A 26542-nucleotide genomic window follows, 5' to 3' on the forward strand; every position below is an offset into this window, starting at 1 on the left:
TTCAGCTCAGCGGGGACCGGTCGGGCGGGGCGACGGCCGGGAAGCGGCGCGGGTCCTCCCAGACGAGGGTGAACCCGGCCGCCCAGTGCGGCCCGTTCTCGTCGTGCATGAACGCCTCCTTGCGCAACTTCAGTACGTGGCCGGGGAGTTCGCCGGGTGCGAGGTCGGCCAGCCAGTGGGCCAGCCCGTCGAGGAAGCCGCTGCCCCGGCACCCGCCGTCGCAGGCGGCCCCGGTGCAGCCGGTGTGCGGCCAGAGCACGATCGGCGAGGGCGCGTTCAGCGCGGCCCCGTGCGGCTCGGTGGCCGTGCGCGCCGGGTCCGGCGGCCGGGCGAACCCCACCGGGCCGTACACGTCCTGGAGTTGTACGGAGAGCTTGTCCGGGCGGGGTGCCCTGCCGCACTCGATGCGGTGCACGGGAGAGCTCCGGCGGCCGTCGAGGGTCTCCCACATCTGGCGCAGCGTCCACTGGAGCCTCGGGTTCTTGCGGCGCAGCCGGTCCATGACGACGACCGGCGACACACAGCCGAGCGGCGGCTCGATGCCCTTGCGCCGCACCCACTGGTCGACCGGCTTGTGCAGCCAGTTGCGCGGCAGCGCGAACGCGACCAGTGCCCGCCCCCGGTCGTCGAGGTCCCCGAACGCCGCGTCGACCCGGTCCAGGACCCACTCGCGCAGCTGTCTCTCGCCGGTGACCGTGGCCGCGTCGACGAGCCTGCGGCTGCCGTCCCGGTACGCGTACACCTCGACCAGCAGCGCGTTCCTGCCCTCGCCGCTGCGGTTGATCTCCACCAGGACCGGCGACCAGCCGAGGTCGGGGGCCCGGCCGGGTCCGCCGCCCGGGTCGTCGAAGCGGGCCCGGTAGGCCCGGGCCCACTCGCGCAGCCCGTGCCCGAGCCCGGGGTCCGGCGCCGGACCCTCGTCGGCCGCCGCCGCGAGCCGCACCGCGAACTCGGCGAGCGGCAGCGCGCCCGCCCTCGGCACCGACTCCGCCAGCAGGTGCCACACCGCCTCCCACAGGTTGGCGAAGCCGCCGTCCGGGGGCGCCAGGCCCAGCGGCCCCACCGCCTGCCGGAACAGCCCGTCCGGGTCGGCCGCGCCCTCGGGCACGCGCGCCAGGAGCGCGGCCAGGGCGCGCTTCTCGGCAGCCTGGTGGCCGGGGGTCGGCACGTGCTCGGCCAGCGGTGGCCAGGACCGGGCGAGGACCTGGGCCGAGACCATCCGTACCGGGTCCATCGAGGAGACCATGCCGACCACCTCGCCCCCCTCGGCCAGGTGCACGCCCGCCCCGCTGAACCCGCCGCTCACCGGCGTCCCGTACCCCTTCCAGTGCTCCAGCTGGGTCCACTCGTTGCTGGTCAACTCGGCTGCTCCGGCGCGCAGTTCGCTGATGACCCCCTCCTCGTAGTCCTCCGGGAAGCCGTGCGCGACGAGCATGGGGGTCGGGTACGCGTACGGCGCGTCGGGGCGGGCGAAGCGGGCGGGGCGGACCGGTACGGGTCCGGCCAGTTCGAGCACGGCCCAGTCGCCGGGGTCCCGGGCGCCGCCCGCCCAGCCGCCGCGCGCCACCACGCGCGCCGGGACCGGCTCGCGCCCCGGGAGCCCCGGAAGGCGGACCTCGGCGCGCTCCTCCTGCCAGACCACATGGGCGCAGGTCAGCACATGGCGGTCGGTGAACAGGAAGCCGGCGCCGACCGCGCCGCCGCACTCGATGTACGCGTGCCAGGAGGGTGACGCCATCACTGAGCTGCCGTGGCTCCCAGGTCCGGGGCGGTGGTGGGCGGAGCGGTGGGAGTCCCGCCGGGCCCCGGTGACCAGGACAGCTTCACCAGGAGGTGGCCCTCGACCGCCGTCTTCGCGATCACCGCGCCCGCCTCGGCGGTCAGCTTCACGCCGAACTCCAGCTCCACCGCGTCCGGCTTGAGGCGGCCGTCCCGGAAGACGTGCAGCGCGGACTCGGCGGCCGCCCGGATGCCCTCAAGGGCGCTGTCGAACGTACGGGCCGCCTCGGACACGGAGTTGTCGCCCCGGCGCACCAACTTGGCGCCGGAGGCGTGCCGTTCCACCTCCACCACGACCTGCGCACCGTCGTCCGTCTTGAACTCCATCAGCGCACCCATCGCCGCCCTCTCGCAGCCGTGCCGGACCGGGCGACCATTGTGGCGGAGCGCCCCCGCCGCTGTCCGGGTTAGCCTCGAAGACGTGTACCGAGAGCGTGCCTCGCGGCTGGCCGGCGCGGTGGTCTGGGCGCGCACGGTGGGGCCGGGCGCCGTCCGCCCCGTCCTGCCGGACGGCTGCATGGACCTGCTGTGGCGCGACGGGAGACTGTTCGTCGCCGGTCCCGACACCCACGCGTACGTACCGGACGCGGCCGCCGGGTGCGCCGACCAGGCCCACCTCGCCCGCGAGATGCGCGACCTGGCCGGGACCACCCTCACCGCCTACGCCGAGGCGGCGAAGAGCGAGACGCCCACCCCGTCCGGGTCGTGGAGCGTCGCGTAACGCTGCCCCCAGAAGGCGTCGAACGGCTTGAGGTGACCGGCGTACCCGGCCGCCACCAGCTCCTCGTACATCCGGTCCACCTCGTCCGGCCCGTCGCAGACGAAGGCCAGATCGGCGCGGCCACCGCCCTGCGGGCGGGTCCAGCCCGGGTCGAAGGAGCGCAGCACCTCCTCGGTGTCCCACAGGATCCGGGTGCCGCCCGGGAGCGTGTGCTCCACGTGCGGCTGGGTGTCGGCCTCGGCCGGGATGTCCAGGCCCAGGCGGCGGTAGAAGGCGAGCGAGGCGGCCATGTCGGAGACGACCAGGCCGATGGAGTCGAATCGTGCGTTCATGGCTTCAACGTAGGCGGGGCCGGACGGCGGGTCTTGTAAGAAACGGACATGCGCGCGTGCCGTCGGGCCTCAGCGGCCGTGGCCCGCGTACGACACGCGCGTTCCCCCGCTCCACACCCCACCCGTTGGCGCACTCTCCCTGCCCTGCCCCGTCCGGCCGCGTACCGTGTGCGCATGGCTGCCGCCGATCAAGCGACCCGGTCCGCGCCGATCCGGGAGGCCGCGCGCCCGCCGCGCCGGGACACCGTCCGGTTGGCGCTGGTCGGGGTCGTCCTCGCGCTCGCCTGCGGCGCGGTCCAGCTGGCCACCGGCGCCTGGCGGCTGCCGCTCGGCTGGGACGAGACCGTGTACGTCAGCCAGGTCGACCCCCGTGTCCCCGACGCCTTCTTCAGCGAGCCCCGGGCCCGTGGCATCAGCTGGCTCGCCGCGCCCGCCGCCCAGTTGACGGGCTCGGTGCCGGTGCTGCGCGCCTGGATGCTGCTGCTCGCGGCGGCCGGGCTCACCCTCGCCTTCCGCCCCTGGCTGACCCTGGTGGGCCGCCGGGTCGTGCTGCTCGCCGCCGTCCTCTTCGCCGGGCTGTGGGTGGTGCAGTTCTACGCGGGCGAGGTCATGCCCAACCTGTACGTGGCGTACGGGGCGCTCGCCGGGGCGGGCTGGTTCCTGCGCGCCGCCGGGGACCGCGACGGGCGGCGCGGCCCGCTGTTCGCGGTGGCGCTGAGCGTGGCGTTCACGGCGCTCGTGCGGCCGTACGACGGCGGCTATCTGGCGGTGGCCCTGCTCGCGGCGGTCCTCGCGGTACGGGCCTGGCGGCGCACGCGCCTCGCCGTCGCCGTCCTCGGCGGCCTGGCCGTCGGAGTGCTGCCCTGGGTGATCGAGGCGTATCTGCGCTTCGGCGGCCTGCTGGAGCGGGTGCACGGCGCGGGCGAGGCGCAGGGCGGGCTGAGCCTGCACAACGCGCTCGGCATGAACCTGATGACCCTCAACGGCCCGCTGCTGTGCCGCCCCTGCACCTCCGGCTGGCCCAACCCGCAGGTGAGCGCGGTGTGGTGGCTGGCCCTTCCCCCGCTCGCCGCCCTCGGCGTGCTGTGCGCGGCCAGGGCGGGGCGGGCGCGCACGGCGCTGCTCGCGGTGTGGTGCGCGGCGGTGCTCGGCGTGCCCTACCTCTTCGGCATCGGCTATGCGGCGCCGCGCTTCCTGATCCCCGCGTACGCGCTGCTCGCGCTGGTCGTCGCGGAGTGCGCGGCCTCGGCGGTGGAGGCGGCGCGGGGGCGGTGGCGGCCGGTGGTGGTGGCCGCCGTCGCGGTGTGCCTGGGGCTCCAGCTCTGGGGCCAGTACGGGATCATGGACCGGCGCACGGCACGGCAGCAGGCGCTGCGCTCCGACGACCAGTGGCTGGTGGCCCGGCTCGCGGAGTACGGCATCCGCCCGCCCTGCACCGTCGTCGGCGAACAGTCCCAGCCACAGGCCTTCTACGGCGGCTGCTCCTCGCAGGCCAGCGACCGCGCCGACCGCACCCAGACGGTGCCGGGCATCGTGGCGGCGGCGCGGCGCACCCCGCTGGCCCTGGTCCAGGCGGCACCGAGCCCGCCCGCGTACGCCCGCTCGTGGCCCGGCCACAAGGTGGTCACGCCCCGGACCGGGACGGTCTGGTACGTCTTCCTGGCACCCGCTCCGGAGTCCGCGCCCCGCGCCCTCGGCGCCCGTCGCGCCGCGAGCTGAGCGGACGGCCCGATCCATAGGGCGGCTCGATACTTGACGGGTGATCGATAGAAATACGCATGGCTCGGCCCGGCCGGTGCGGCGCCCGCAGGACGGCCCGACGGCTGCGGCGGCCCCGCCGGACCGCCCCGTCCGCCCCCACGCTCCCCTCGACCTCACCCACCTGCGCACCTTCCTCGCCGTCCACCGCACCGGCAGCTTCACCGCCGCCGCCCGGCTGCTGAGCCTGTCCCAGCCGACCGTCACCACCCAGATCCGCTCACTGGAGCGGCAGCTCGGGCGGGAGCTGTTCGAGCGGCTGCCGCGCGGGGTGGCGCCCACGCCGTACGCCGACGACCTCGCCGTACGGGTCGCCGCCCCGCTCGACGCGCTCGCCGTCGTCGCCGACCGGGGTCCCGGCGACGGCGCGCCCGCGCGGCCCGTGCACCTGGCCGGACCGGCGGAGTTCCTCTGCGTCACCGCGCTGCCCGCGCTCGCGCCGCTGATCGCGGACGCGGTGCGGCTGCACGTCGTCACCGGCCTCTCCGACGAACTGCTCGACGGTTTGCGCGCGGGCCGCCACGACCTGGTGGTCTCGACCGTGCGCCCACGCGGCCGCACCCTGACCGCCGTACCGCTGGGCGACGAGGAGTTCGTGCTCGTCGCCGCGCCCCGGTGGGCGCGGCGGATCGGCGCCGGGCACGTCGCGGCGGACGGCCCGGCCGCGCTGGCCGGCGTGCCCCTGGTGACGTACGCCGAGGACCTGCCCATCGCCCGCCGCTACTGGCGCCACGTCTTCGGCCGCCGCCTCACCGGCGAGGCCGCACTCACCGTCCCCGACCTGCGCGGGGTCCTGGCCGCAGTGACGGCGGGCGCGGGCTTCACCGTCCTGCCCCGCTACCTGTGCCGCGCCGACCTCGACGCGGGCCGCCTGGTCGCCCTCCTCGAACCCGAGGACCCGCCGATCAACACCGCGTACCTCGTCCAGCGCCCCGGCACCCCCGACAACCCCCAAGTCACCCGGGTACGCGACCACCTGCTGGCCGCCGCGCGCGACTGGTGAGCGGGCGCGGATTAATCAGTTGGCCGGGGTCGGGGCCCGGCGTTATGGTGACTGCGTTCCGTACGGCGGCCGTTGGCCGACGTGCTCCAGCCGTGAGACCGATCCGGGAGGTGTGACCGATGGCTGTCATTGCGATGGGCGCTGCCCTCATCCAGAAGTGCATCAATTCCACTCCCGTGGCCACCGGCTGAACCCAACGCACCGCCGGGGCCGCCCTTGTGAAGGGTCACCCCTTGTCTTCCTCTTCTGCTTCGCAGCAGTCGTCCTCGCACCAGTCCGCCACCTCGCACGCCCTGGCTCCCTACGGCTGGGACGACGCCTGGGCCGCCGATTTCGCGCGCTACGCCGACCAGGGCCTGCTGCCCGGCCGGGTCGTCCGCGTCGACCGGGGCCAGTGCGACATCGTCACCGCCGACGGTCCGGTGCGCGCCGACACCGCCTTCGTCACCCCGCACGACCCGATGCGGGTCGTCTGCACCGGTGACTGGGCCGCCGTCGAACCCGCCGGCGACCCCCGGTTCGTCCGCGCGTATCTGCCGCGCCGCACCGCCTTCGTACGCAACACGTCCTCCAACCGGTCCGAGGGGCAGATCCTCGCGGCCAACGTGGACCACGCGATCATCGCGGTCTCGCTCGCCGCCGAGCTGGACCTCGGGCGGATCGAGCGGTTCCTGGCCCTGGCGTGGGAGTCGGGCGCACTGCCGCTCGTCGTCCTCACCAAGGCCGACCTGGTGCCCGACCCGGTCGGGCTGTCCTACCTCGTCCAGGACGTGGAGACCGCCGCACCCGGCGTCCAGGTCCTGTCCGTCAGCTCGGCGACCGGCGATGGCGTCGAGGTGCTGCGGGCGATCGTGTCGGGCGGCACCAGCGTGCTGCTCGGCCAGTCCGGCGCGGGCAAGTCGACGCTGGCCAACGCGCTGCTCGGCGCGGACGTGATGGAGGTGCAGGCCATCCGGGACGTCGACGGCAAGGGCCGGCACACCACCACGACCCGCAATCTGCTCGCCCTGCCCGGCGGCGGCGTCCTCATCGACACTCCGGGGCTGCGCGGGGTCGGCCTGTGGGACGCCGAGAGCGGTGTCGGGCAGGTCTTCGCGGAGATCGAGGAGCTGTCCGGGCGGTGCCGCTTCCACGACTGCGCCCACGAGGCGGAGCCGGGGTGCGCGGTGCTCGCGGCGATCGAGGACGGCTCGCTGGCCGAGCGGCGCCTGGAGAGCTACCGCAAGCTGATCCGCGAGAACCGGCGGATCGTCGCCAAGACCGACGCGCGCCTGCGCAACGAGATCCGCCGCGACTGGCGCATCAAGTCGGCGGAAGGCCGGGCGAACTACGCGGCCAAGCGGAGCGGCACCCGCTGACGGGCCCGGGAACGGGTTACGGACACGGCGCCCCGAGCGCCGTGTCCGAATCCCGCGAGTCGAACCGCCGGGCCTCGCGCACACTGGATGTGTGACCACGTACGAGGAGACCGACGAGACCCGGTACGAAGCCGTCAGCAGCCGGGACGCCCGCTTCGACGGCGAGTTCTTCTTCGCCGTGTCGACCACCGGCATCTACTGCCGCCCCAGCTGCCCGGCCGTGACGCCCAAGCGCAAGAACGTCCGCTTCTTCCCGACGGCGGCTGCCGCCCAGGGCCACGGCTTCCGCGCCTGCCGCCGCTGCCGCCCCGACGCGGTGCCCGGCTCGGCGGAGTGGAACGTCCGCGCCGACGTGGTGGGCCGCGCCGTCCGGCTGATCGGGGACGGGGTGGTGGACCGCGAGGGCGTCCCCGGTCTCGCGGTGCGCCTCGGGTACAGCACCCGCCAGGTCCAGCGTCAGCTCACCGCCGAGCTCGGCGCGGGTCCGGTCGCCCTCGCCCGTGCCCAGCGCGCCCACACGGCCCGGGTGCTGCTCCAGACCACCGGGCTGCCGGTCACCGACATCGCCTTCGCGGCCGGGTTCGCCAGCGTGCGGCAGTTCAACGACACGATCCGGCAGATCTACGCCCGTACGCCCAGCGCCCTGCGCGAGGAGTCCGGGACCAGGACAGGGCGGGGCTCGGCCGCCTTCGCCGCGGGGATCCCGCTGCGGCTCGCGCACCGGGGCCCGTACGCCGCGCGCGCGGTCTTCGACCTGCTCGCCGAGGAGGCCGTCACCGGGGTCGAGGAGATGACCGGCGAGCCGGGCGGCCGTATCTACCGCCGCACCCTGCGTCTGCCGTACGGCACCGGCATCGTGGCCGTCGACGAGGCGCGCCCGCGCCGGGGCGGCTGGCTGGAGGCCCGTATCCACCTCACCGACCTGCGCGACCTCACCACCGCCGTCCAGCGGCTGCGCCGCCTCTTCGACCTGGACGCCGATCCGTACGCGGTGGACGAGCGGCTCGCGGCCGACCCCCGGCTCGCCCCCCTGGTCGCGGCCCGGCAGGGAGTGCGCTCGCCGGGGGCGGCCGACCCGGACGAGTACGCGGTACGGGCGCTGGTGGGCCGGGCGGTGGCGGGGGAGCTGACCGAGGTGTACGGGAAGCGGCTCGACGTGCCGTGCGGCGCGCTCACCCACCTCTTCCCGGAGCCCGCCGCGCTCGCCGCGCACCCGGATCCGGCCCTGGCCGAGCTCGCCGCCGCGCTCGCCGACGGCAGGCTGCGCCTGGACGCGGGTGCCGACCGAGAGGAGGCGGTACGGATCCTGCGCACGCTGCCGGGCCTCGACGCCCGCACGGTGGCGCAGATCCGCATGCGGGCGCTGGCCGAGCCGGATGTGGGGTGCGACGAGGAGGGCGAACTCTGGCGACCCTGGCGCTCGTACGCCTACCGCCTCCTGAGCGCGGCCGCGGCGCACGGCGCCGCCGCGTAGCGCGCGGACGGCGTCGGCCGACAGGCGCACCCCGCCGCCGTCTGGGAACGTCGGTACATGATCCGTCTCGCCCGCGTCCCCCTGGACCGGTGGTCGGCGTTCGTGCCGGCGCTCGCCGTGGTGCTGCTCGCGCTCACCTGGGGGCGGTCGCTGCCCTCGGCTCTGGTCGCGCTGGTGGCCTGCTTCCTGGCGGGCGCGGTGCTGGCGGCGGTGCACCACGCCGAGGTCGTGGCGCACCGGGTGGGCGAGCCGTTCGGCTCGCTCGTCCTTGCGGTCGCGGTGACGATCATCGAGGTCGCGCTGATCGTCACCCTGATGTCGGACGGCGGCGACAAGAGCGCCACGCTCGCCCGCGACACCGTCTTCGCCGCAGTGATGATCACCTGCAACGGGATCGTCGGCGTCTGCCTCCTCATCGGGGCGCTCCGCCGCCGACTGGCCGTCTTCAACCCCGAGGGCACCGGCGCCGCCTTCGCCACGGTCACCACGCTCGCCGGGCTCAGCCTGGTGCTGCCGACCTTCACCACCAGCAAGCCGGGCCCGGAGTTCTCCACCGCGCAGCTCGTCTTCGCGGCCCTCGCCTCGGTGGCGCTGTACGGGCTGTTCGTCGCCACCCAGACCGTGCGCCACCGCGACTACTTCCTGCCCGTCACCCAGCAGGGCGAGGTGCTCGCGGAGGAGCACGCCGATCCGCCGTCCGCCCGCACCGCGCTGATCAGCGTCGGGCTGCTCGGGGTGGCGCTGGTCGCGGTGGTCGGCCTCGCCAAGGGCGTCTCGCCGACCATCGAGCGCGGGGTGGCCGCCGCCGGGCTGCCCGCGTCCGTCGTCGGGGTGGTCATCGCCCTGCTCGTGCTGCTGCCCGAGACCATCGCCGCCTCCCGGGCCGCCGCCCGCGACCGGGTGCAGACGAGCCTCAATCTGGCGCTCGGCTCCGCGATGGCGAGCATCGGACTGACCATCCCGGCGGTCGCGCTGGCGTCCGTCTGGCTGTCGGGGCCGCTGGTCCTCGGGCTCGGCGCCAGCGACATGGTGCTGCTCGCGCTCACCGTCGGCGTGGGCATCCTGACCGTCGTCCCGGGCCGCGCGACCCTGATGCAGGGCGGCGTCCACCTGGCGCTCTTCGCCGGATATCTGGTGCTCGCGGTCAGCCCCTGACCCGGCGGCCGGAATACGACGTTCCCAAGCCGCCCCGGTGGCGGCCGTGTTGACGCGCCCGGGGGCGATGGCACACGATCGAAATATAGATGCTGGATACATCTGAATCGGCCGGTGTCCCCGCCCGGCCGGAGAGCGGGAGGAACCCCATGTGTGGCATCACCGGCTGGATCTCCTTCGACCGCGACCTGCGGACCGAGCGGGACACCGTCGACGCGATGACCGAGACGATGGACTGCCGGGGCCCCGACGACCGCGGCACCTGGATCTCCGGCCCCGCCGCCCTCGGCCACCGCAGGCTCGCGATCATCGACCTGCCGGGCGGCCGCCAGCCCATGACCGCCCGTACCGACGAGGGCAGCGTCGTCCTGGTCTACTCGGGGGAGACGTACAACTTCACCGAGTTACGCGCCGAACTGGCCGCCCGCGGCCACCGGTTCACCACCGAGTCCGACACCGAGGTCGTGCTGCGCGGCTATCTGGAGTGGGGCGAGGCCGTCGCGGACCGGCTCAACGGCATGTACGCGTTCGCCGTCTGGGACGAGCCGAAGCGGCGACTGGTGATGATCCGCGACCGGATGGGCATCAAGCCGTTCTACTACTACGAGACCGCCGACGGCGTGCTCTTCGGCTCCGAGCCCAAGGCGATCCTCGCCAACCCGCTGGCCCGCCGCTCGGTCGGGGCCGACGGTCTGCGCGAGCTGTTCGTCAATGTCAGGACGCCCGGCCAGGCCGTCTGGGACGGCATGCGGGAGGTCGAGCCGGGCACCGTCGTCACCGTCGACCGGGGCGGTCCGCGCCGACACGTCTACTGGTCGCTGCGGACCCGGCCGCACGAGGACGGCCGCGCGGACACGGTCGCCCGGGTGCGGGGCCTGCTCGACGACATCGTCGGCCGCCAGCTCGTCGCGGACGTGCCGCGCTGCGTCCTGCTCTCCGGCGGGCTCGACTCCTCCGCGCTGACCGCGCTCGCCGCCCGCCGTCTCGCTGCCGAGGGCGAGGCGGTCCGCAGCTTCTCGGTGGACTTCGCCGGCCGGACCGAGAACTTCGTGGCCGACGCCCTGCGCCCCACCCCCGACAGCCCGTACGCCCACGACGTGGCCCGTGGCGCCGGGACCCGGCACCAGGACATCGTCCTCGACTCGCACGCCCTGGCCGACCCGGAGCTGCGCGCCCGGGTGGTCCGCGCCCGCGACCTGCCCACCGGCCTCGGCGACCTGGACACCTCGCTGCACCTGCTCTTCCAGGCGGTGCGCGAGCACTCGACGGTCGCGCTCTCCGGCGAGTCCGCCGACGAGGTCTTCGGCGGCTACCGGCAGTTCTTCGACGAACGGGCCCGCACCGCCCGCACCTTCCCGTGGCTCGTCCACCACGACGAGGACTTCGGCGACGGCACCTCCCTGCTGCGCCCCGAGGTCACCGCCGCCCTCGACCTGCCCACCTTCACCCGGGACAGCTACGACACGGCCGCCGCCGGGGTCGAACGCCTCGACGGCGAGAGCGGGTTGGAGTACCGGATGCGGGTGATGAGCCATCTGCACCTGACACGGTTCGTCCGGATGCTGCTCGACCGCAAGGACCGCGCCAGTATGGCCGTGGGTCTTGAGGTGCGGGTGCCGTTCTGCGACCACCGGCTCGTCGAGTACGTGTACAACGCGCCCTGGGCGCTGAAGTCCTTCGACGGGCGTGAGAAGAGCCTGCTGCGGGAGGCCGCGGCGGACGTGCTGCCCAGGTCGGTCTACGACCGGGTGAAGAGCCCGTACCCCTCGACGCAGGACCCGAAGTACGCCGTCGCCCTCCAGGAGCACGGCAAGGACCTGCTGGCGCGCACCGGCCACCCCGTCTTCCAACTCGTCGACCCAGGAAGCCTGTTGGCCGCCGTGCGCGAGGCGGCCCCGCAGACCACGCAGGCCTCCCGCAGCGGCCTTGAGAACGCCCTCGACCTCGCCGTCTGGTTCGACATGTACGCGCCGGGGATTACACTCGCCTGACCTGAATTCGGTGCGGGGGGCGGCGGACGGGCGATGATCATCGACGACGATGCGGCGCTGCAACTGGTCATCTCGCTCCACCGGTTGCTGCGCAGTCTGCGCCGGGCCGCCCCGGCCGACGGGATCCAGCCCACCCAGATAGTGGTGCTCTCGATGCTCGCCGAGAGCGGGCCCGCCCGCATCGGCGAGCTCGCGGCCCGGGTGCCGTGCTCCCAGCCGACCGCCACCTCGGCCGTCGCGGGCCTGGAGGCGACGGGGCTGGTGCTGCGCGAGAGCGACCCCACGGACGGCCGGGCCGCCCGGATCGTCCTCACCGAACAGGGCGCCCGCGCCCTGGTGGACGCCGCCCGCGCCGAGGCCGAGGTGCTGGCCTGGCGCCTGGGCGCGCTCGGCGCCGAGGAGGCCCGAGCGGTCGTCGCGCTCGGCCCGCTGCTGCGCCGCCTCGCCGAGGCGGCCCACGACGGCTCCGACCCGGCGAGCCGGGCGTAGCGGTCACGCGTCGTCCAGCCCCCAGCTGTGGATCTTCCCCGGGCGGATCCGGATCAGCTCCTCGCTGAAGTGCGGCCCCAACTCGTGCGGCCCGGTGAGCAGTTCGGCCTCGCCCCGGATCTCCACGCCCCGTACCCGCCAGGGCCGTACGCTCACCACGTCGTCCACGACCAGCGAGAGCCGCGGATTCGCCAGCAGGTTGCGCCACTTCTTCGTGGTGCCGAGCGCGTACCCGCCGATCAGGATCGTGCCGTCGTCCTGCGGGAAGAACCCGACCGGGTTCGCCTGCGGCTGGCCCTTGGGGTCGACGGTCGCCAGTCGTCCCAGCCGCTGGGACTTCAGATACGCGCGCTCGGCCGCGCTGAATTCGTCCATGGCCCCAGCCTCACACGCGTACCCGCCGAAGGTCATCGGCTCCGGGGACCAGTGCGCCCGGGCCGCGCGACCTACGTCCCCACCGGCCCCGGCCCACCGGCTCAGGCCCAGATCACCACGCCCGCCCACACGCCCACCACCAGCAGACACGCGAACAGCTCCACCAGGATCGAGTACCCGCCGGACCGCAGCACCGTGCGGGCCGACGTCCAGCCCGCCCCGTGGCTGCCGAGGCGCATCCGCTCCGCCCCGTACAGGCCGCCCAGGAACCCCACGATCGCGCCGACCACCGGGAGCAGGAAGAAGCCGAGGATCGCCGCGACGCCGCCGGTCAGCAAGGAGCGCCGGGGCGCGCCGGCCGCCTTCAGACGCCGGGGCGGCAGCACCAGCTTGAGGGACTGGGCGAGCAGGAGCAGGCCCGTCGCCCCGGCCAGGACCGCCCAGGCCGTGCCGGTGGTGTCGGTGAGGGCCCACCACGCCACGGCGGCCCAGACGATCGCCTGCCCGGGCACCCCGGGCACCAGCACGCCGAGCAGCCCGAGGAGCATCACCAGGCCCATCACCAAGAGCTGCCACACGCCCACCTGCCCAGCGTGCAGTAACCGGGGCGTTTCCGCAGGTCCGGGCCCGGCCCCCGGCCCCGCATCCGGCCGGATCCCGCCCCCGCCGTCCGCCCGCTACCGGGCCACCCAGCCGCGCTCGTACGCGTGCCACCCCAGCTGGAGCCGCGTGGTGACGCCGGTCAGCTCCATCAGGCCCTTCACCCGGCGCTGTACGGTCCGCAGCCCCAGGTCGAGCTGTTTGGCCACGCTCGCGTCGGTCATCCCGGCCAGCAGCAGCGACAGGACCTCCAGGTCCGTGGCGTCGGGGCCGGACGACTCCTCCCGTACCGCCGTGCCCGCGAGCCGCAGCGGCAGCGCGTCCCGCCACACCGCCTCGAAGAGGCCCATCAGGGACTCCAGGAGGCCGCTGGCGTGCACCACCAGGGCGGCGGGCTCCGCGTCCCGGCCGGTCAGCGGCACCATCGCCAGGCTGCGGTCGGCCACCATCAGCTTCGTGGGCACCCGCTCGACCGTGCGGACCTGCTCGTCGCGGCCGAGCGCCGCCGTGACCTCGACGATCCCGGCGGGCAGGGCGAGCACCTCGCGCTCGATGACCACCCGGTAGGCGACGCCCCGGGTCGCGGCCCGTTCCTCGGACTCGTTGTCCATGCCGGTCACCGCGATCGGATTGCCGGTGACCAGCGCGCACACCTCCTCGGCCGCGCCGAGCTGGAGCTGGTGGAAGCGGTGGGCGACGGCGGACGCGCCGGTCACCACCTCCACCAGATCGTGCACGGCGGGCTCGGCGGCCTCGGCCCGGTACTCCTCGGCGAGCAGCGCGGCCGCCAGCTCCGCCTGCTCCAGCTCGTGGCGCTGCTGGGTGAGCAGGGCGCCGAGTGCGACGCCGGGCGGGGCCGCCACCCATCGCCCGGTCCGGGCCGAGGACTGGGCGGCCAGGCCCTGGCGCTCCAGCCGCCGCAGCGCCCGTTCCGTGTCGGGCTCGGGCAGCGCGAGCCGGTGCGCCAGGTCCGCGACCTCGGCCGCGCCCAGCGCCACCAGCGTCCGGTACGCCGACTCCTGCATCTCGTCCAGGCCTATCGCTCCCAGCACCCTCGTCCGCCCCTCTCGCGTCCGCTGTCCACGCGTGGCGGGAAACGGCCACGGCGCAAACCCGCCTCACAACATCATCCCCGCACCTTCCGTCGCTCTGCCAAGGTGGCGCAACCGCAGTACCAACAGCCGTCGGCAACAAGGCATTTGTGCGCTTTGCGCGCGGAGTGTTTTGTTCCGGATTCACCTGGGGAGAGCGATGCGTCCGATATCGCGCACGGTACTGGGGGTGGCGACCGCCGCCGTCCTCGCCGTCACCGCCCTCTCGCCGTCCGTGGCCGCACCACCGGCCGCAGCGACCGCGAAGAGACCGATCACCGGCGGCGAGGCCGCCGCCCGGCAGCAGGGGCGACCGGTCACCGTCACCCTGGTCACCGGCGACCGCGTCCTGGTCGCCCGCGACGCCGCCGGGAAGGCCGTCGCCGCCACCGCGCTGCCCCGCGAGGACGGCACCACCGCACTGGTGCAGACCCGCCGCTCGGGCGACGACCTGTACGTCTACCCGGAAGGCGCCGTCGCCGCCCTCGCCGCCCACCGCGCGGACGAGCAGCTCTTCAACGTCTCCGGCCTGATCCGCCAGGGCTACGACGACGCGCACTCCAAGACCCTGCCGCTGATCGCCGTCTACGACCCGGCCGGCGCCCGCTCCCTCGCCCCGCGCGGCGCCACCCGGGGCCCCGCCCTGCCCGCCGTCGACGGCGTCGCCCTCAAGGCCGACAAGGCGAAGGCCGCCGACTTCTGGGCGGACGTCACCGCACCCCGCTCGCGCGCCGCGAACTCCCTGAAGAAGCTCTGGCTGGACCGGAAGGTCGAGGCGAACCTCGACAAGTCGACCAAGCAGGTCCGCGCGGACCTCGCCTGGGCCGCCGGATACGACGGCAAGGGCACCAAGGTCGCCGTCCTCGACACCGGCGTCGACGCCGAACACCCCGACCTCAAGGGCCGGATCGCCGCCGCGAAGAACTTCACCGACTCCGACAGCACCGACGACCACCAGGGCCACGGCACCCACACCACCTCCACCGTCGGCGGCTCCGGCGCGGCCAGTGACGGCAGGAAGAAGGGCGTCGCCCCCGGCACCGCCCTGCTCGCCGGGAAGGTCCTCAATGACAGCGGCTCGGGCGCCGAGTCGTGGATCATCGCCGGAATGCAGTGGGCCGTCGACAATCAGGCCGACGTCGTCTCGATGAGCCTCGGCAGCCCCGAACCCACCGACTGCACCGACCCGATGAGCACCGCCGCCGAGCAACTGGCGCAGACCAAGGGCACGTTGTTCGTGGTCGCGGCCGGGAACTCGGGCCCCCGCCAGAACACCGTCTCCTCGCCCGGCTGCGCCCCCAGCGTCCTCACCGTCGGCGCCGTCGACCGCGACGACTCCACCGCGTACTTCTCCAGCCGCGGCCCGGCCCCCGTCTCGCACACCCTCAAGCCGGAGATAACCGCCCCGGGCGTGGGCATATCCGCCGCCAACGCGGGCGGGCGCGGCGTCTACGCGTACCAGTCCATGAGCGGTACGTCGATGGCCACCCCGCACGTCGCGGGCGCCGCGGCGATCGTCAAGCAGCGCCACCCCGACTGGAGCGCGCGGCAGATCAAGGCCGCGCTCGTCTCCTCCGCGAAGGCGGACATCCCCGGTGACGTCCGCGAGACCGGCGGCGGCCGCCTCGACGTGAAGGCGGCGATCGACGCCACCGTGCTCGGCGCCCCCGCCGTCCAGGGCGGCACCTTCAACTGGCCGCAGGACAGCGGCGACCGCACCAGCGTCGACGTCCCGTACACCAACACCGCCGACAAGCCCGTCACGCTCTCCCTCGCCGTCCAGGGCGTCACCGGCAACGACGGCTCGCGCGTGCGCTCCTCGGTCGCCTCGCTCGCCCGGCGCACGGTCACCGTCCCGGCCGGGGCCACCGTCAAGGTCCCGCTGCGGCTCGACCCGGCAGCCCATCTGGAGCGGAGCCAGTACGGCGACGTCACCGGCCGGGTGCTGGCCACCGCCGACGGCGTCAGCGTCTCCACCCCGTTCTCGCTCTACGTCCAGCCGCGCACCCTCACCCTGCGGGTCAAGGTCGTCGACCGGCTCGGCAGGCCCGCGAGCGGCCCGTCCTCGCTCGACGTGATCGGCATCGACGACGCCACCGGCGAGCGCCGCTTCAACGAGGGCGCCGCCGACCAGATCTACACCCTGCGCCCCGGCTCGTACTTCCTCTCCTCCTTCGTCGCCACACCGGACGCGGGTCAGGGCGCGACGCTGAACGACTCGCTGTCCTATCTCGGGCGCCCGCAGCTGGAGTTGACGAAGGACACCACGGTCGTCCTCGACGCCCGCAAGGCCCACCGGCTGAGCATCGCGACCGACCGGCCCAGCGAGGCCCGCGCCACCACCCTCGCCTTCTCCCGCGCCTGGGACGGCTACTGGCTGCACGCCGGAACCGCCGCCGGCGGCTCCTCGATCAAGGGCTACTACGCCTCGGTCGAAGGCCGCGCCCACGACGGCACGTTCGAGTTCGGCAGCTACTGGCGGGCCTACGCGCCGCTCGTCTCCGAGCTGCGCACCGCCGACGGCACCGTGCTCCACCCGGTCACCGCGGGCACCGGCTCCACCAACCTCGACGGCACCGGCGGGGCCCGCCTGGTCGACGCCGGATCCGGGACGCCCGAGGAGCTCAAGGCCGCCGGGGCGCGGGGCGCGATCGCGCTCGTACGGATCCCGGACACCAGCACGTCCGTCGGCCAGGTCGCCCACGACGCCGAGGCGGCCGGAGCCGTGGCCGTCCTCGCGTACCGCTCCTCCCCGGCCCGCTGGGTCCCGGCGGGCGGCTTCACCGGGCCCGAACTCCCGGTCCTGGCAGTCGATTCGGGCGAGGCGTCGGCCCTGCTGGCCAAGCTGGGCGCGGGCGAGGTACGGCTGCGCTGGAAGGCCACGGCGAAGAGCCCGTACGTCTACAACCTCGCCTTCCCCGAGTCCGCCGCGGTCGGCTCCGACCGCACCTACCGGGTCCGCGACAGCCGCCTCGGCAAGGCCGAGTCGACCTACCGGGCGATGGGGGTCGCCACCGACTACATCGACAGCACCGCCGCCTACCGCCCCTCCGGCGCGGGCGTCTTCTCCGGCACCATCGACCTCGTCCCGGCGCCGGGCACCCGCACCGAGTACTACTCGCCCGGCGACACCGCCTGGGACCACCTCACCTTCTCCAGCTTCCCGTTCGGCGAGGCGATGACGGACCAGCGCCGCACCTACACGGCGGGCGCCACCCGCCGGGAGAGCTGGTACGACGGGGTCGTCGCCCCGGTCGCCCCGCGCGACACCGAGGGCAGGGAGGTCCTCGCCGCCGAACGGCAGGGCAACCTGATCGGCTTCGCCGCCGCGATGTGGGGCGACAGCGGGCACTACGCACAACCGGGCTCGTTCGGCGACATCGGCAACCTGGCCCTGCGCCGCGACGGCGAGCCGATCGGCGAGAGCGGCTGGCCGTTCGGGGTCTTCGAAGTCCCGGCCCAGGACAGCGCGTACGAGCTGGAGCAGCGCATCGAGAAGATCGGCGGCCCGGCGAAGGTCTGGCAGCGGTCCACGAGCGTCCAGACGGTGTGGAGGTTCCGCTCGAAGCTCGACGGACACGTCTACTCGCAGGGCCTCGGCATCCTCTTCCCGCGCTACTCCCTGCCGGAGGACGGCCTCAAGACCCTCCCGGCGGCGAACGGACAGCGGATCGGCCTCTCGGTGACGGGCCACGCGGGGTACACCCCGGCGGCTCTCACCTCGGCCCGCCTGTCGTACTCGTACGACGACGGCGCCACCTGGACCGAGGCCGCGGTCACCCACCGGGGCGACTCCTGGTCGGCCCTGGTCGACCACGCCGGCGCGGCCGGCAAGCAGGTCACCCTGAAGGCCGAACTGACGGACGCCCACGGCAGTTCCGTCACCCAGACCGTGACGCGCGCGTACGACGTGCGCTAGTCACCGACGCTTCGCCGGGCGGCCCTGCCTGTGGGGGGAAGGGCCGCCCGGCGAAGGCACGTCTGCTCGTGTCCGCGTACGGGGTGCGGATTTGTGTGCTGACCACTTTTACCCGTTCCACCGTTTTCGTACGGCTCTCGCGGTGGACAATAAGGGCATGAGTCAGCAGGGGGAGAGGCGCACCTCGGACGACGACTGGTGGACTCGCCTGTACGACGAGCCCGCCCCGGACAACTCACCCGCAGCCGCGGGCGACACCCTCGACGACCGCTTCAAGTCCGTTGCGGAGGCGGTGAGTCCGCCCGTGCCGGACCCCCGGTCCGGGCCGCTGCCGCCGCAGTACGCACCGCGCGTGCCGGAGCAGTCGGCGCAGCAGGACCGAATCGATCCTGCGGACCCGGCCGAGCCCGTCGACGCACGGGCCGAGCCCATGGACGTACGGGGTGATCCCATGGACGTGCCGCTCGAACCCGAGGACCTGCCGGGTGCGCCGCGGCCGCCCGCCCCCGGGGGGATCCTGCCCCGGGCCCCCTGGCGGCCGCTCGGCGCCGCGGCGCCGCCCGGCTCCGGCCGCACGTCCGGGTGGTGGGAGCCCGCCGACTCCCTTCCGCCGTTGGCCCCGCCGCCGCCCGGGTACGAACCGGCCGTTCTCGCGCCCCCACCGCAGCCGCCAGCGGCCGTGCCGCCGGAACCCCGGCCCGCCCAGCCGCCACCGGCCCCACCCGACCCACCCGCCCCCGTCACCGCCCCGCCCCGAGCGGCCCCCGAACCGCCGCCGCCCCCCTCGCCCCGGCCGTATGTCGGCCATGTGGGGGACCGGCCGCCCACCTATGACGCCGAGCCCACCGCGCTGGCGAACGCGCTCCCCGACGGCCTGGACGAACTCGTCGCGGACACGGTCCTCGACGGCGCCCGGTACGGGGCGTACGTGCTGCGCGCCGCCTCCGTACGCGGCGACTCGGCCCGCTACCGGGGCGAGCCCCGACGCGACGCCCTGCTCACCGCCCGGTTCGGGAACGGCGAGGACGCGCTGGTCCTGGTGGCCGTCGCCAGCGGTATGCGGGCCTTCGAGGGCGCGCACCTCGCCGCCGCCGACGCCTGCCGCTGGATCGGCGGCGCCATCGGGCGCAGCCACGCCCGGCTCGCCGACGACATCAGGGCCGGGCGCCGGGGCGACCTCAAGTCCGGGCTGCACCGGCTCACCGACCGCAGCTACGGCAGGCTGCGCGCCCGCGCCGCCGAGCTCGGCGCGGAGCCCGAGGAGTACACGGCGGGCCTGCGCTGCCTGCTGCTCTCCGCCGACCCCGGCTGCCGTACCCGGGTCTTCTTCGGGGTCGGTCCCGGCGGCCTGTTCCGGCTGCGCGCGGGCGTCTGGCAGGACATCGAGCCCGCCCCGCCCGAGCCGGGCGAGGTCAGCGGCGAGCCCGTCGTCGGGTTCGGCTCGCCGCCCTCCGAGACCCCGGAGGGCGACCGGCTCACCATGGACCTGCAGACCGTGGAGCCCGCCCGTCCCTACATCGACCCGCCGCCCCCGCCGGCCGAACCGTTCCGCTTCCGTGCCTCGGTCGCCCGACCGGGCGACACCCTGCTGCTGTGCAGCGGCGGGCTCGCCGAGCCGCTGCGGGGCGAGCCCGCGCTCGCGAAGGAGCTGGCCGAGCGGTGGGCCGGGGGCGAGCCGCCGGGGCTCGCCGCGTTCCTCGCGGACGTCCAACTGAGAGTGAAGGGGTACGCCGACGACCGTACGGCGGTCGCCGTCTGGGAGGCGTGACGCGGCGGCCCGTGGATGAATGGGAGCCATGGCCAGACAGAACGTGGCAGAGCAGTTCGTGGACATCCTCGCCCGCGCCGGGGTGCGGCGGATGTACGGCGTCGTCGGCGACAGCCTCAACCCCGTCGTCGACGCCATCCGCCGCAACCGTGCCATCGACTGGATCCAGGTCCGCCACGAGGAGGTCGCCGCCTTCGCGGCCGGCGCCGAGGCCCAGCTCACCGGCACCCTCGCGGCGTGCGCCGGATCCTGCGGCCCGGGCAACCTCCATCTGATCAACGGCCTCTACGACGCCCACCGCTCGATGGCCCCTGTCCTCGCCCTCGCCTCCCACATCCCCTCGTCCGAGATCGGCCTGGGCTACTTCCAGGAGACCCACCCCGACCAGCTCTTCCGCGAGTGCTCGCACTACTGCGAGCTCATCTCCAGCCCGAAGCAGATGCCCCGGCTGCTCCAGACGGCCATCCAGCACGCGATCGGCCGGGGCGGCGTCAGCGTGGTCGCGCTCCCCGGCGACGTGGCCTCCGAGCCCGCCCCCGACAAGGCCGTCGAGCACGCGCTGGTCACCGCGCTGCCGTCGGTGCGCCCCGGCGACGCGGAGATCGAGAAGCTCGCCCGGCTGGTGGACGAGGCCAAACGGGTCACCCTGTTCTGCGGCAGCGGCACCGCGGGCGCCCACGCCGAGGTGATGGAGTTCGCCGAGCGCGTCAAGGCCCCGGTCGGGCACGCGCTGCGCGGCAAGGAGTGGATCCAGTACGACAACCCGTACGACGTCGGCATGAGCGGGCTGCTCGGCTACGGCGCCGCCTACGAGGCGACCCACGAGTGCGACCTGCTGATCCTCATCGGCACGGACTTCCCGTACAACGCGTTCCTGCCGGACGACGTCAAGATCGTGCAGATCGACGTGCGCCCCGAGCACCTCGGGCGGCGCTCCCAGCTCGATCTGGCCGTGTGGGGCGACGCCAAGGAGACACTGCGCTGTCTGACCCCGCGGGTGAAGGCCAAGACCGACCGCCGCTTCCTCGACAAGATGCTGAAGAAGCACGCCGACGCGCTGGAGGGCGTCGTCAAGGCGTACACCCGCAAGGTGGAGAAGCACGTGCCGATCCACCCCGAGTACGTGGCCTCCGTACTCGACGAACTCGCCGACGACGACGCGGTGTTCACCGTCGACACCGGCATGTGCAACGTCTGGGCCGCCCGCTACATCTCGCCCAACGGCAGGCGCCGGATCATCGGCTCGTTCAGCCACGGCTCGATGGCGAACGCCCTTCCGCAGGCGATCGGCGCCCAGTTCACCGACCGGCGCCGCCAGGTGATCTCGATGTCCGGCGACGGCGGGTTCACCATGCTGATGGGCGACTTCCTGACCCTGGTCCAGTACGACCTGCCGGTGAAGATCGTCCTCTTCAACAACTCCTCGCTCGGCATGGTGGAGCTGGAGATGCTGGTGGCCGGGCTGCCGTCGTACGGGACGAGCAACCACAACCCGGACTTCGCGGCGATCGCCCGCGCGGCCGGTGCGTACGGCGTGCGCGTCGAGAAGCCCAAGCAGCTCGCGGGCGCCCTCAAGGACGCCTTCAAGCACAAGGGGCCCGCCCTGGTCGACGTGGTCACCGACCCCAACGCGCTCTCCATCCCGCCGAGGATCAGCGCCGAGATGGTGACCGGGTTCGCGCTCTCCGCGAGCAAGATCGTGCTGGACGGCGGGGTCGGCCGGATGCTCCAGATGGCCCGTTCCAACCTGCGCAACGTGCCTCGCCCGTAAGGCCGTTCAGGGAGCCGTAAGGCAGATGTCCACCCCGTCGTCTGGCGATGGGGTGATCCTCCGTGGTCAGTGCGTCTCCCGGCCGGGTGGCCGCAAGGCGGGCGCAACCGCAGGCGCGTCCGGCTGGGCACGCGAGAATCCCGGGCCGGTGGCCCTCTCCACCCTGTGACTCACCTGTGGGTAAGGGGCGCTGCCATGGAGTGCCCTCCTCGCCCGCGATCACCCCGCAGCCGGTGCCGCGAGCCGTGGAACCGCTCCCGCCGTGAATTCCGTCGGTCGTTGCGGAATCACCATGCGTGACGGGGGGTCGCTGGGGCATGCATCCCGTGAGGGTGTTCGAGACGGAAAGGGACGTGACGACGTGCGGGTGGGGGCTATGACTGAGCGTCAGGGAGGGGGCGGGCCGGAAACGACCGGGGCGTTCCGCGGGACGGGTGCGCGTGCGGTGCTCCATGGGCAGCTGCGGCGCAGGGTGGGGCGGTCCGACCTCACGGCGGTGCCGGAAGTGCGGCGCGCGCTGCGGGAGTTGCTGGGGCACTGGAAGCACACGGGGCCGGTCGACGTGGCCGAACTGCTCACCTGCGAGCTGGTGACCAACGCGCTCATACACACGGACCAGGGGGCGGTGGTGACGGCCACGCTCGCTCCGGCCGGACTCCGTGTCGAGGTGCACGACTTCACCCCGATGCTGCCCGGACCGTACGTACCGTCCGCCGACGACGGTACGCACGGCCGGGGGCTCCTGCTGGTGCAGGCGCTCGCGGACGCCTGGGGCATGCGCGCGCACGAGGCGGGCAAGGTCGTCTGGTTCGAGCTCGGCAGCGGGACGGCGTAGCGCCTCTGACGCCGTCCGCACTCAGCCGAACTGCTGCTCCAGATCCTTGAGTTTGCGCTCCAGGTGGTCCAGGCGCGGAAGCGTCTGGGTGTCGTCCTCGGCCGTGAGGTCGACGGTCCTGGACGCCGTCAGGGACTCAGCGTCCGTGACGGCCTGAAGGGAGGGCCGGTTGCGAAGAGGCAGCTGTCCCGGCTCTGCTATGGCGGGCTCCGCGACAGCCTTCGGCTGCCCGGAGCCCGCACTCGTCGCCATCGACTGGACGTCGATCTGGCGGCCGCCGGGCCGCACCCGGCCCAGGTTCCGGCCCTGCCGGCTGAGCGCCTTCAGATGCGCCCGCTCCAGCTTCTCCTGCTCGCGCCGACGCAGCCGGTTCTGCTCCTTGGCACGCCGGTCCTCGCGCACCTCCTCGACCGCCTCGTCCAGCGTCCGCACCCCCTCCAGGAGCATCAGCGACCAGGCGCCGAACGTCTCCCGGGGGGCCCGCAGCCACCGTACGATCCGGATCTGCGGCAGCGGACGGGGCACCAGGCCCTGTTCGCGGAGCGCCGCCACGCGGGTCTGCTTCAGCGCGCGGTCGAAGAGCACCGCCGCCGAGAGCGACATCCCGGCGAAGAACTGCGGGGCGCCTGCGTGGGCCATGCCGCGCGGCGCGTGCACCCAGTTGAACCAGGCGGCCGCGCCCGCGAACGTCCACACGAGTAGGCGCGAGCCGAGCGCCGCGTCGCCGTGGCTGGCCTCGCGCACGGCGAGCACCGAGCAGAACATGGCGGCGCCGTCGAGGCCGAACGGGACGAGGTACTCCCAGCCGTCCGTGAGGCCGAGGTTCTGCCGGCCGAAGCCGACCAGACCGTGGAAGGAGAGCGCGGCGGCGACGGCCGCGCAGCAGAACAGCAGCCCGTAGGAGGCGGTGCCGTAGATGGCTTCCTTCCGGCGGCGGCGTTCCTCGCTGCGTTCCCAGGTGTCCTCGCCGGACGCGCTGTCACCGGAGCGCTTCCCGCGCGTCAGGACGACCAACGCCACGACGACCCCCACGATCATCACGCCGCCCGGAAGCAGCCAGTCCAGAGATATGTCGGTCAGTCGCATGCGGTGTCCCTTGAATCACGTAAGGCGTTCCGGGCGCCATAGTGCTCCTGCCGCACGGGGCCGCAGGGGTTTTCGGGGCAAGAGGCCGCCATTGGCGGCCAGTGGCATACGGATAGGTGCGATCTGCTCGAACTGGCGTGGTGCTGAACCGAGTTGGGTTCGAATCCGGCTCACCCGGACGAGTGGCGTGGATTCAGGACGCGGCACTCAGCTTGGCCACCCGGTCGGCGTCGCAGGTACGCGGACAGGTGACACAGGTGTCCTCGGGGCGCAGGGTGTAGAAGAGGCAGCAGCTGGCGCGGTCGCGGGTCGGCAGCGGCTCGCCCGCCGGACCGCTCAGCTCACGGAAGCCGGCGGCGCCGACGTACGGCTTGGTCGAGCCCGGCAGCAGCAGCTCCAGCTCGCCCATCGCCCGCCGCTCCTCGCCGAGCAGCGCCGCCACGTACCAGAGCCCCTCGACGACCTCGTCGGTCGCCATGCCCCACAGCGCCCGCCTGCCGCGCCGCATCCGGGGGCCGAAGCCGTCCAGCACCGGGCCCAGGTGCTCGGCGACGGCCGCGCGGACCTCGGCGCGCAGCGCCTCCTCGTCCGGGACGACCCGTGCGCCGGGCAGCGCGGCCGCGGGGTCCCCGGGCAGGCAGGCGAACTCCCGCACGCGCACGGTCAGCCGTCCCAGCGTGCGCTGGAAGGACACGTCCTCGACGGGTACGCGCGGCACCCGGCGGTGCAGAAACCACGGCACCGTGATGAGCAGACAGGCGGGCCAGGCGTAGCGGTGGAAGCCGAAGGAGGCGATGACGTCGGGGCGGGCCCGCTGTCCGTAGTCGCGCAGGACCTGCTCGTCGTCCCAGCCGAGGAAGGCGTCCAGGGCGTCGCCGCCGGTGGCGAGCTGGTCCGCGCCGACCCAGCCGGGGGAGCCCGGGGCCTGCTCGCCGTGCGCGAGCTCGTGGACCCGGACGCCGGGGTAGACATCGGCGAGGCGCGCGTAGGACGCGGCCAAGGGGCTCGGGAGCAGCGTGGACACAGCCATCCAGGGACCACCGAATCACGATCGTTTGCAGGTAAGGCTTACCTTAGCGGATGCGCGCGATGTTTGAACTGTCGCTTTGTCCGCCTATGGTGCTGGGGGAATACCGAGCGGTAGGAGGGCCTGGGGTGGAACAGGGCAGAGCGCGCGAGACGGCGGTGCCGCCGTTCGGGTCTCCCCGTGTGCCCGCACAGGCCCGGGTGGAGGGTGACCCCTTTGCGGTCGTACGGGACCGGGCCCCGGAGGCCGCGCGAGGTGAGCACACCCACAGTGAGCCGCCCGCGCCCCAGGTCCGGCAGGTCCGCCGCTATTCCGTACGTGGCCAGATCCTGGAGGCGCTGCGGGCCGCGCTGGTCGACGGCGAGCTGGTGCCGGGCGAGGTGTACTCCGCGCCGGTGCTGGGCGAGCGGTTCGGCGTCTCGGCCACCCCGGTGCGCGAGGCGATGCAGCGCCTGGCCTCCGAGGGCGCCGTCGAGGTCGTCCCGAACCGGGGCTTCCGGGTCACCGAGCACGGTCCGCGCGAGCTGGCCGAGCTGGCCGAGGTGCGCGCCCTGATCGAGGTGCCGGTGATGCTGCGGCTCGCCCGGTCCGTGCCCGCCGCCCGCTGGGCCGAGCTGCGTCCGCTCGCCGAGGCGACCACCCAGGCGGCGGCGGTCGGCGACCGGGCGGGCTACGCCGAGTCGGACCGCGCCTTCCACCGCGCGGTCCTCGCGCTCGCCGGGAACCGGCAGCTGCTCCAGGTGGCCGAGGACCTCCACCGGCGCTCGCAGTGGCCACTGACGGCCGCGCCGGTCGCCCGTCAGGGCGAGCTGGTCGCGGACGCGGCGGAACACCTGGCGCTGCTGGACGCGCTGATCGCACAGGACTTGACGGTGGTCCAGACCCTGGTGCGGGAGCACTTCACGGGGTCTGCGCTGTAGCGCTGCGCGGCATCCTGGGGCGGCCCGAAGGGGCGCACTTTTAGGGGCGCGGGGAACTGCGCGACCAGCCCCCACCGGCCCGCGGACAAACACGCGCCCCTCAGGTTGCCGCCGGTGTCGGCGTCAGGTGGCCGCCGGGGACGGCGTCAGGCTCGCCAGCCACGTCGGCACCCCGCCCAGCAGCCGGACCAGCCGCGCAGCCTCCGTGCGCAGACGGGCCGCCTCCGGCTCCGGTTCGGCGTCGGCCAGGGCCGCGAGTGCCGGGGCCGTGCCGACCAGGTAGCCCAGCTCCTCGCGGATCCGCAGCGACTCCGCGAAGCCGTGCCGCGCCTCCGCCAACTCCCCGTCGCGCAGGGCGAGTCCGGCCAGATGGCGCCAGGTGAAGGAGAGCAGCAGCGTGTCGCCGTGCGCGGTGGCGCCCGCGTGGGCGCGGCGGTAGGCGGCTCGGGCCGCCTGGGGCGCGTCCGCCACGTTCTCGGCGAGCAGGCCCCGCCGGAAGTCGAGCAGCGCGCGGCCCCGCGCGGCCGGGGCGATCAGCGCGGCCGCCCGGCCCAGCGCCGACCGGGCCTCGTCGGCGCGGTCGCGCACCCCGAGCAGCGTGGAGGCGTACGCGAGCTGGCCGCGCTCGCACGCGGCCGCGCCGCGCTCCTCGTCGTCCCCGGCCACCGCCTCGGCGCCGCGCAGCGCCTCCTCGGCCTCGGCCCAGCCGTCGCCGGTGTACAGACAGCGCTCGGTGAGCAGCGCGGCCCGCTGGAGCGCCGCGGCGGGCTCGGCGCCGTGCGGTTCGAGCAGGGCGGCCGCGTCCGTCCAGCAGCCGCGTGAGCGCAGCCGCCATACCGCGGTCTGGAGCGGATGGAGCGGATGGAGTGGATCCCCGTTCTCTGCAGTCGTTCCGGAATCAGACATGGCGGAGTACGCCACGTTGCCCTCCCCGAGCGCGCCATTGAGCCGTTGAGTCCGAGCTGTTGAGTCGTGGGCGAATCTCAGCACGGATTGGCACGCCGGGCCAAGGGCCACGCGTGAATTCCTTCACAAACGGCGAATTGCGGCGCGTCGAGGGGGCGTTCCGGCCTGGTCGCGCCGTCCGCGC

General features: G+C 74.2%; 21 protein-coding genes and 1 pseudogene. 13 read left to right on the forward strand and 9 right to left on the reverse strand.

The window, feature by feature from the left end:
* Position 1: 1 nt before the first annotated feature.
* Together OG965_RS30990 and OG965_RS30995 are read right to left on the reverse strand one after the other, a co-directional pair.
* Positions 2-1738, reverse strand: a complete 1737-nt coding sequence (locus OG965_RS30990) for a trypsin-like peptidase domain-containing protein (RefSeq protein ID WP_371655337.1) — start codon at positions 1736-1738, stop codon at positions 2-4.
* Entirely contained in the window at positions 1738-2118 is a 381-nt protein-coding gene (locus tag OG965_RS30995) for a CU044_2847 family protein (RefSeq protein ID WP_371655338.1), read from the reverse strand. Before OG965_RS30995 ends, OG965_RS30990 begins: the two co-directional genes overlap by 1 nt.
* An 82-nt stretch (positions 2119-2200) precedes the next feature.
* Here OG965_RS30995 and OG965_RS31000 point away from each other — a divergent pair.
* A pseudogene (locus tag OG965_RS31000) lies at positions 2201-2371 on the forward strand (AraC family transcriptional regulator); the annotation flags it as partial.
* A gap of 68 nt (positions 2372-2439) precedes the next feature.
* Here the strand turns inward: OG965_RS31000 and OG965_RS31005 are convergent.
* Positions 2440-2832 carry a VOC family protein gene (locus OG965_RS31005; RefSeq protein WP_371655339.1) on the reverse strand — a complete coding sequence of 131 codons (393 nt, stop codon included), beginning with the start codon at positions 2830-2832 and terminating at the stop codon, positions 2440-2442.
* Between the two features lie 174 nt (positions 2833-3006).
* On the opposite strand from OG965_RS31005, the gene OG965_RS31010 reads away from it, so the two are divergent.
* From OG965_RS31010 to OG965_RS31040, 7 genes are all read left to right on the forward strand, one after another.
* Positions 3007-4551, forward strand: coding sequence for a hypothetical protein (locus OG965_RS31010; RefSeq protein ID WP_371655340.1), 1545 nt, complete (start codon positions 3007-3009; stop codon positions 4549-4551).
* Between the two features lie 40 nt (positions 4552-4591).
* The gene (locus tag OG965_RS31015; RefSeq protein ID WP_371655341.1) at positions 4592-5593 is read left to right on the forward strand and encodes a LysR family transcriptional regulator; all 1002 of its coding nucleotides are present in this window, start codon (positions 4592-4594) and stop codon (positions 5591-5593) included.
* A gap of 233 nt (positions 5594-5826) precedes the next feature.
* Positions 5827-6951 (forward strand): ribosome small subunit-dependent GTPase A, encoded by a 1125-nt coding sequence (gene rsgA, locus OG965_RS31020; protein WP_371655342.1) that lies wholly within the window; start codon positions 5827-5829, stop codon positions 6949-6951.
* Positions 6952-7042: 91 nt separating this feature from the next.
* Entirely contained in the window at positions 7043-8425 is a 1383-nt protein-coding gene (locus OG965_RS31025) for a DNA-3-methyladenine glycosylase 2 family protein (RefSeq protein WP_371655343.1), read from the forward strand.
* A gap of 57 nt (positions 8426-8482) precedes the next feature.
* Positions 8483-9580 carry a calcium:proton antiporter gene (locus OG965_RS31030; protein ID WP_371655344.1) on the forward strand — a complete coding sequence of 366 codons (1098 nt, stop codon included), beginning with the start codon at positions 8483-8485 and terminating at the stop codon, positions 9578-9580.
* Between the two features lie 149 nt (positions 9581-9729).
* Positions 9730-11571 carry an asparagine synthase (glutamine-hydrolyzing) gene (gene asnB / locus OG965_RS31035; protein WP_371655345.1) on the forward strand — a complete coding sequence of 614 codons (1842 nt, stop codon included), beginning with the start codon at positions 9730-9732 and terminating at the stop codon, positions 11569-11571.
* A 33-nt stretch (positions 11572-11604) separates the two neighbouring features.
* Positions 11605-12060 (forward strand): MarR family winged helix-turn-helix transcriptional regulator, encoded by a 456-nt coding sequence (locus OG965_RS31040; RefSeq protein ID WP_371655346.1) that lies wholly within the window; start codon positions 11605-11607, stop codon positions 12058-12060.
* 3 nt (positions 12061-12063) lie between these two features.
* Here OG965_RS31040 and OG965_RS31045 read toward each other — a convergent pair whose 3' ends face one another.
* From OG965_RS31045 to OG965_RS31055, 3 genes are all read right to left on the reverse strand, one after another.
* Positions 12064-12435: a PPOX class F420-dependent oxidoreductase gene (locus tag OG965_RS31045; protein WP_371655347.1), complete on the reverse strand. Its 372-nt coding sequence runs from the start codon at positions 12433-12435 to the stop codon at positions 12064-12066.
* A gap of 101 nt (positions 12436-12536) precedes the next feature.
* On the reverse strand, positions 12537-13019 hold the full coding sequence (locus OG965_RS31050; protein WP_371655348.1) for a DUF456 domain-containing protein: 483 nt from the start codon (positions 13017-13019) through the stop codon (positions 12537-12539).
* Between the two features lie 93 nt (positions 13020-13112).
* Positions 13113-14087, reverse strand: a complete 975-nt coding sequence (locus OG965_RS31055; RefSeq protein ID WP_371655349.1) for a helix-turn-helix domain-containing protein — start codon at positions 14085-14087, stop codon at positions 13113-13115.
* A gap of 199 nt (positions 14088-14286) precedes the next feature.
* Here OG965_RS31055 and OG965_RS31060 point away from each other — a divergent pair, with 199 nt between their 5' ends.
* The 4 genes from OG965_RS31060 (at position 14287) to OG965_RS31075 (ending at position 22419) form a co-directional block, all read left to right on the forward strand.
* Positions 14287-18045 carry a S8 family serine peptidase gene (locus tag OG965_RS31060; protein WP_371655350.1) on the forward strand — a complete coding sequence of 1253 codons (3759 nt, stop codon included), beginning with the start codon at positions 14287-14289 and terminating at the stop codon, positions 18043-18045.
* A gap of 157 nt (positions 18046-18202) precedes the next feature.
* On the forward strand, positions 18203-19813 hold the full coding sequence (locus OG965_RS31065) for a protein phosphatase 2C domain-containing protein (RefSeq protein ID WP_371655351.1): 1611 nt from the start codon (positions 18203-18205) through the stop codon (positions 19811-19813).
* A 28-nt stretch (positions 19814-19841) separates the two neighbouring features.
* Positions 19842-21584, forward strand: a complete 1743-nt coding sequence (locus OG965_RS31070) for a pyruvate dehydrogenase (RefSeq protein WP_371655352.1) — start codon at positions 19842-19844, stop codon at positions 21582-21584.
* Positions 21585-21960: 376 nt separating this feature from the next.
* Positions 21961-22419: an ATP-binding protein gene (locus OG965_RS31075; RefSeq protein ID WP_371655353.1), complete on the forward strand. Its 459-nt coding sequence runs from the start codon at positions 21961-21963 to the stop codon at positions 22417-22419.
* Between the two features lie 21 nt (positions 22420-22440).
* Here the strand turns inward: OG965_RS31075 and OG965_RS31080 are convergent, their stop codons facing one another.
* Entirely contained in the window at positions 22441-23505 is a 1065-nt protein-coding gene (locus OG965_RS31080) for a DUF2637 domain-containing protein (protein WP_371655354.1), read from the reverse strand.
* Positions 23506-23698: 193 nt separating this feature from the next.
* Positions 23699-24535 (reverse strand): (2Fe-2S)-binding protein, encoded by an 837-nt coding sequence (locus OG965_RS31085; RefSeq protein ID WP_371655355.1) that lies wholly within the window; start codon positions 24533-24535, stop codon positions 23699-23701.
* Between the two features lie 125 nt (positions 24536-24660).
* Between OG965_RS31085 and OG965_RS31090 the strand changes: the two genes are divergently transcribed.
* On the forward strand, positions 24661-25452 hold the full coding sequence (locus tag OG965_RS31090) for a GntR family transcriptional regulator (RefSeq protein ID WP_371655356.1): 792 nt from the start codon (positions 24661-24663) through the stop codon (positions 25450-25452).
* 123 nt (positions 25453-25575) lie between these two features.
* On the opposite strand, the gene OG965_RS31095 is transcribed toward OG965_RS31090, so the two are convergent.
* On the reverse strand, positions 25576-26358 hold the full coding sequence (locus OG965_RS31095; RefSeq protein WP_371655357.1) for a hypothetical protein: 783 nt from the start codon (positions 26356-26358) through the stop codon (positions 25576-25578).
* Between the last annotated feature and the right edge of the window lie 184 nt (positions 26359-26542).

Origin of the sequence: Streptomyces sp. NBC_00224 (assembly GCF_041435195.1) — a bacterium.
In the GTDB taxonomy this organism is placed as follows: Bacteria; Actinomycetota; Actinomycetes; order Streptomycetales; family Streptomycetaceae; genus Streptomyces.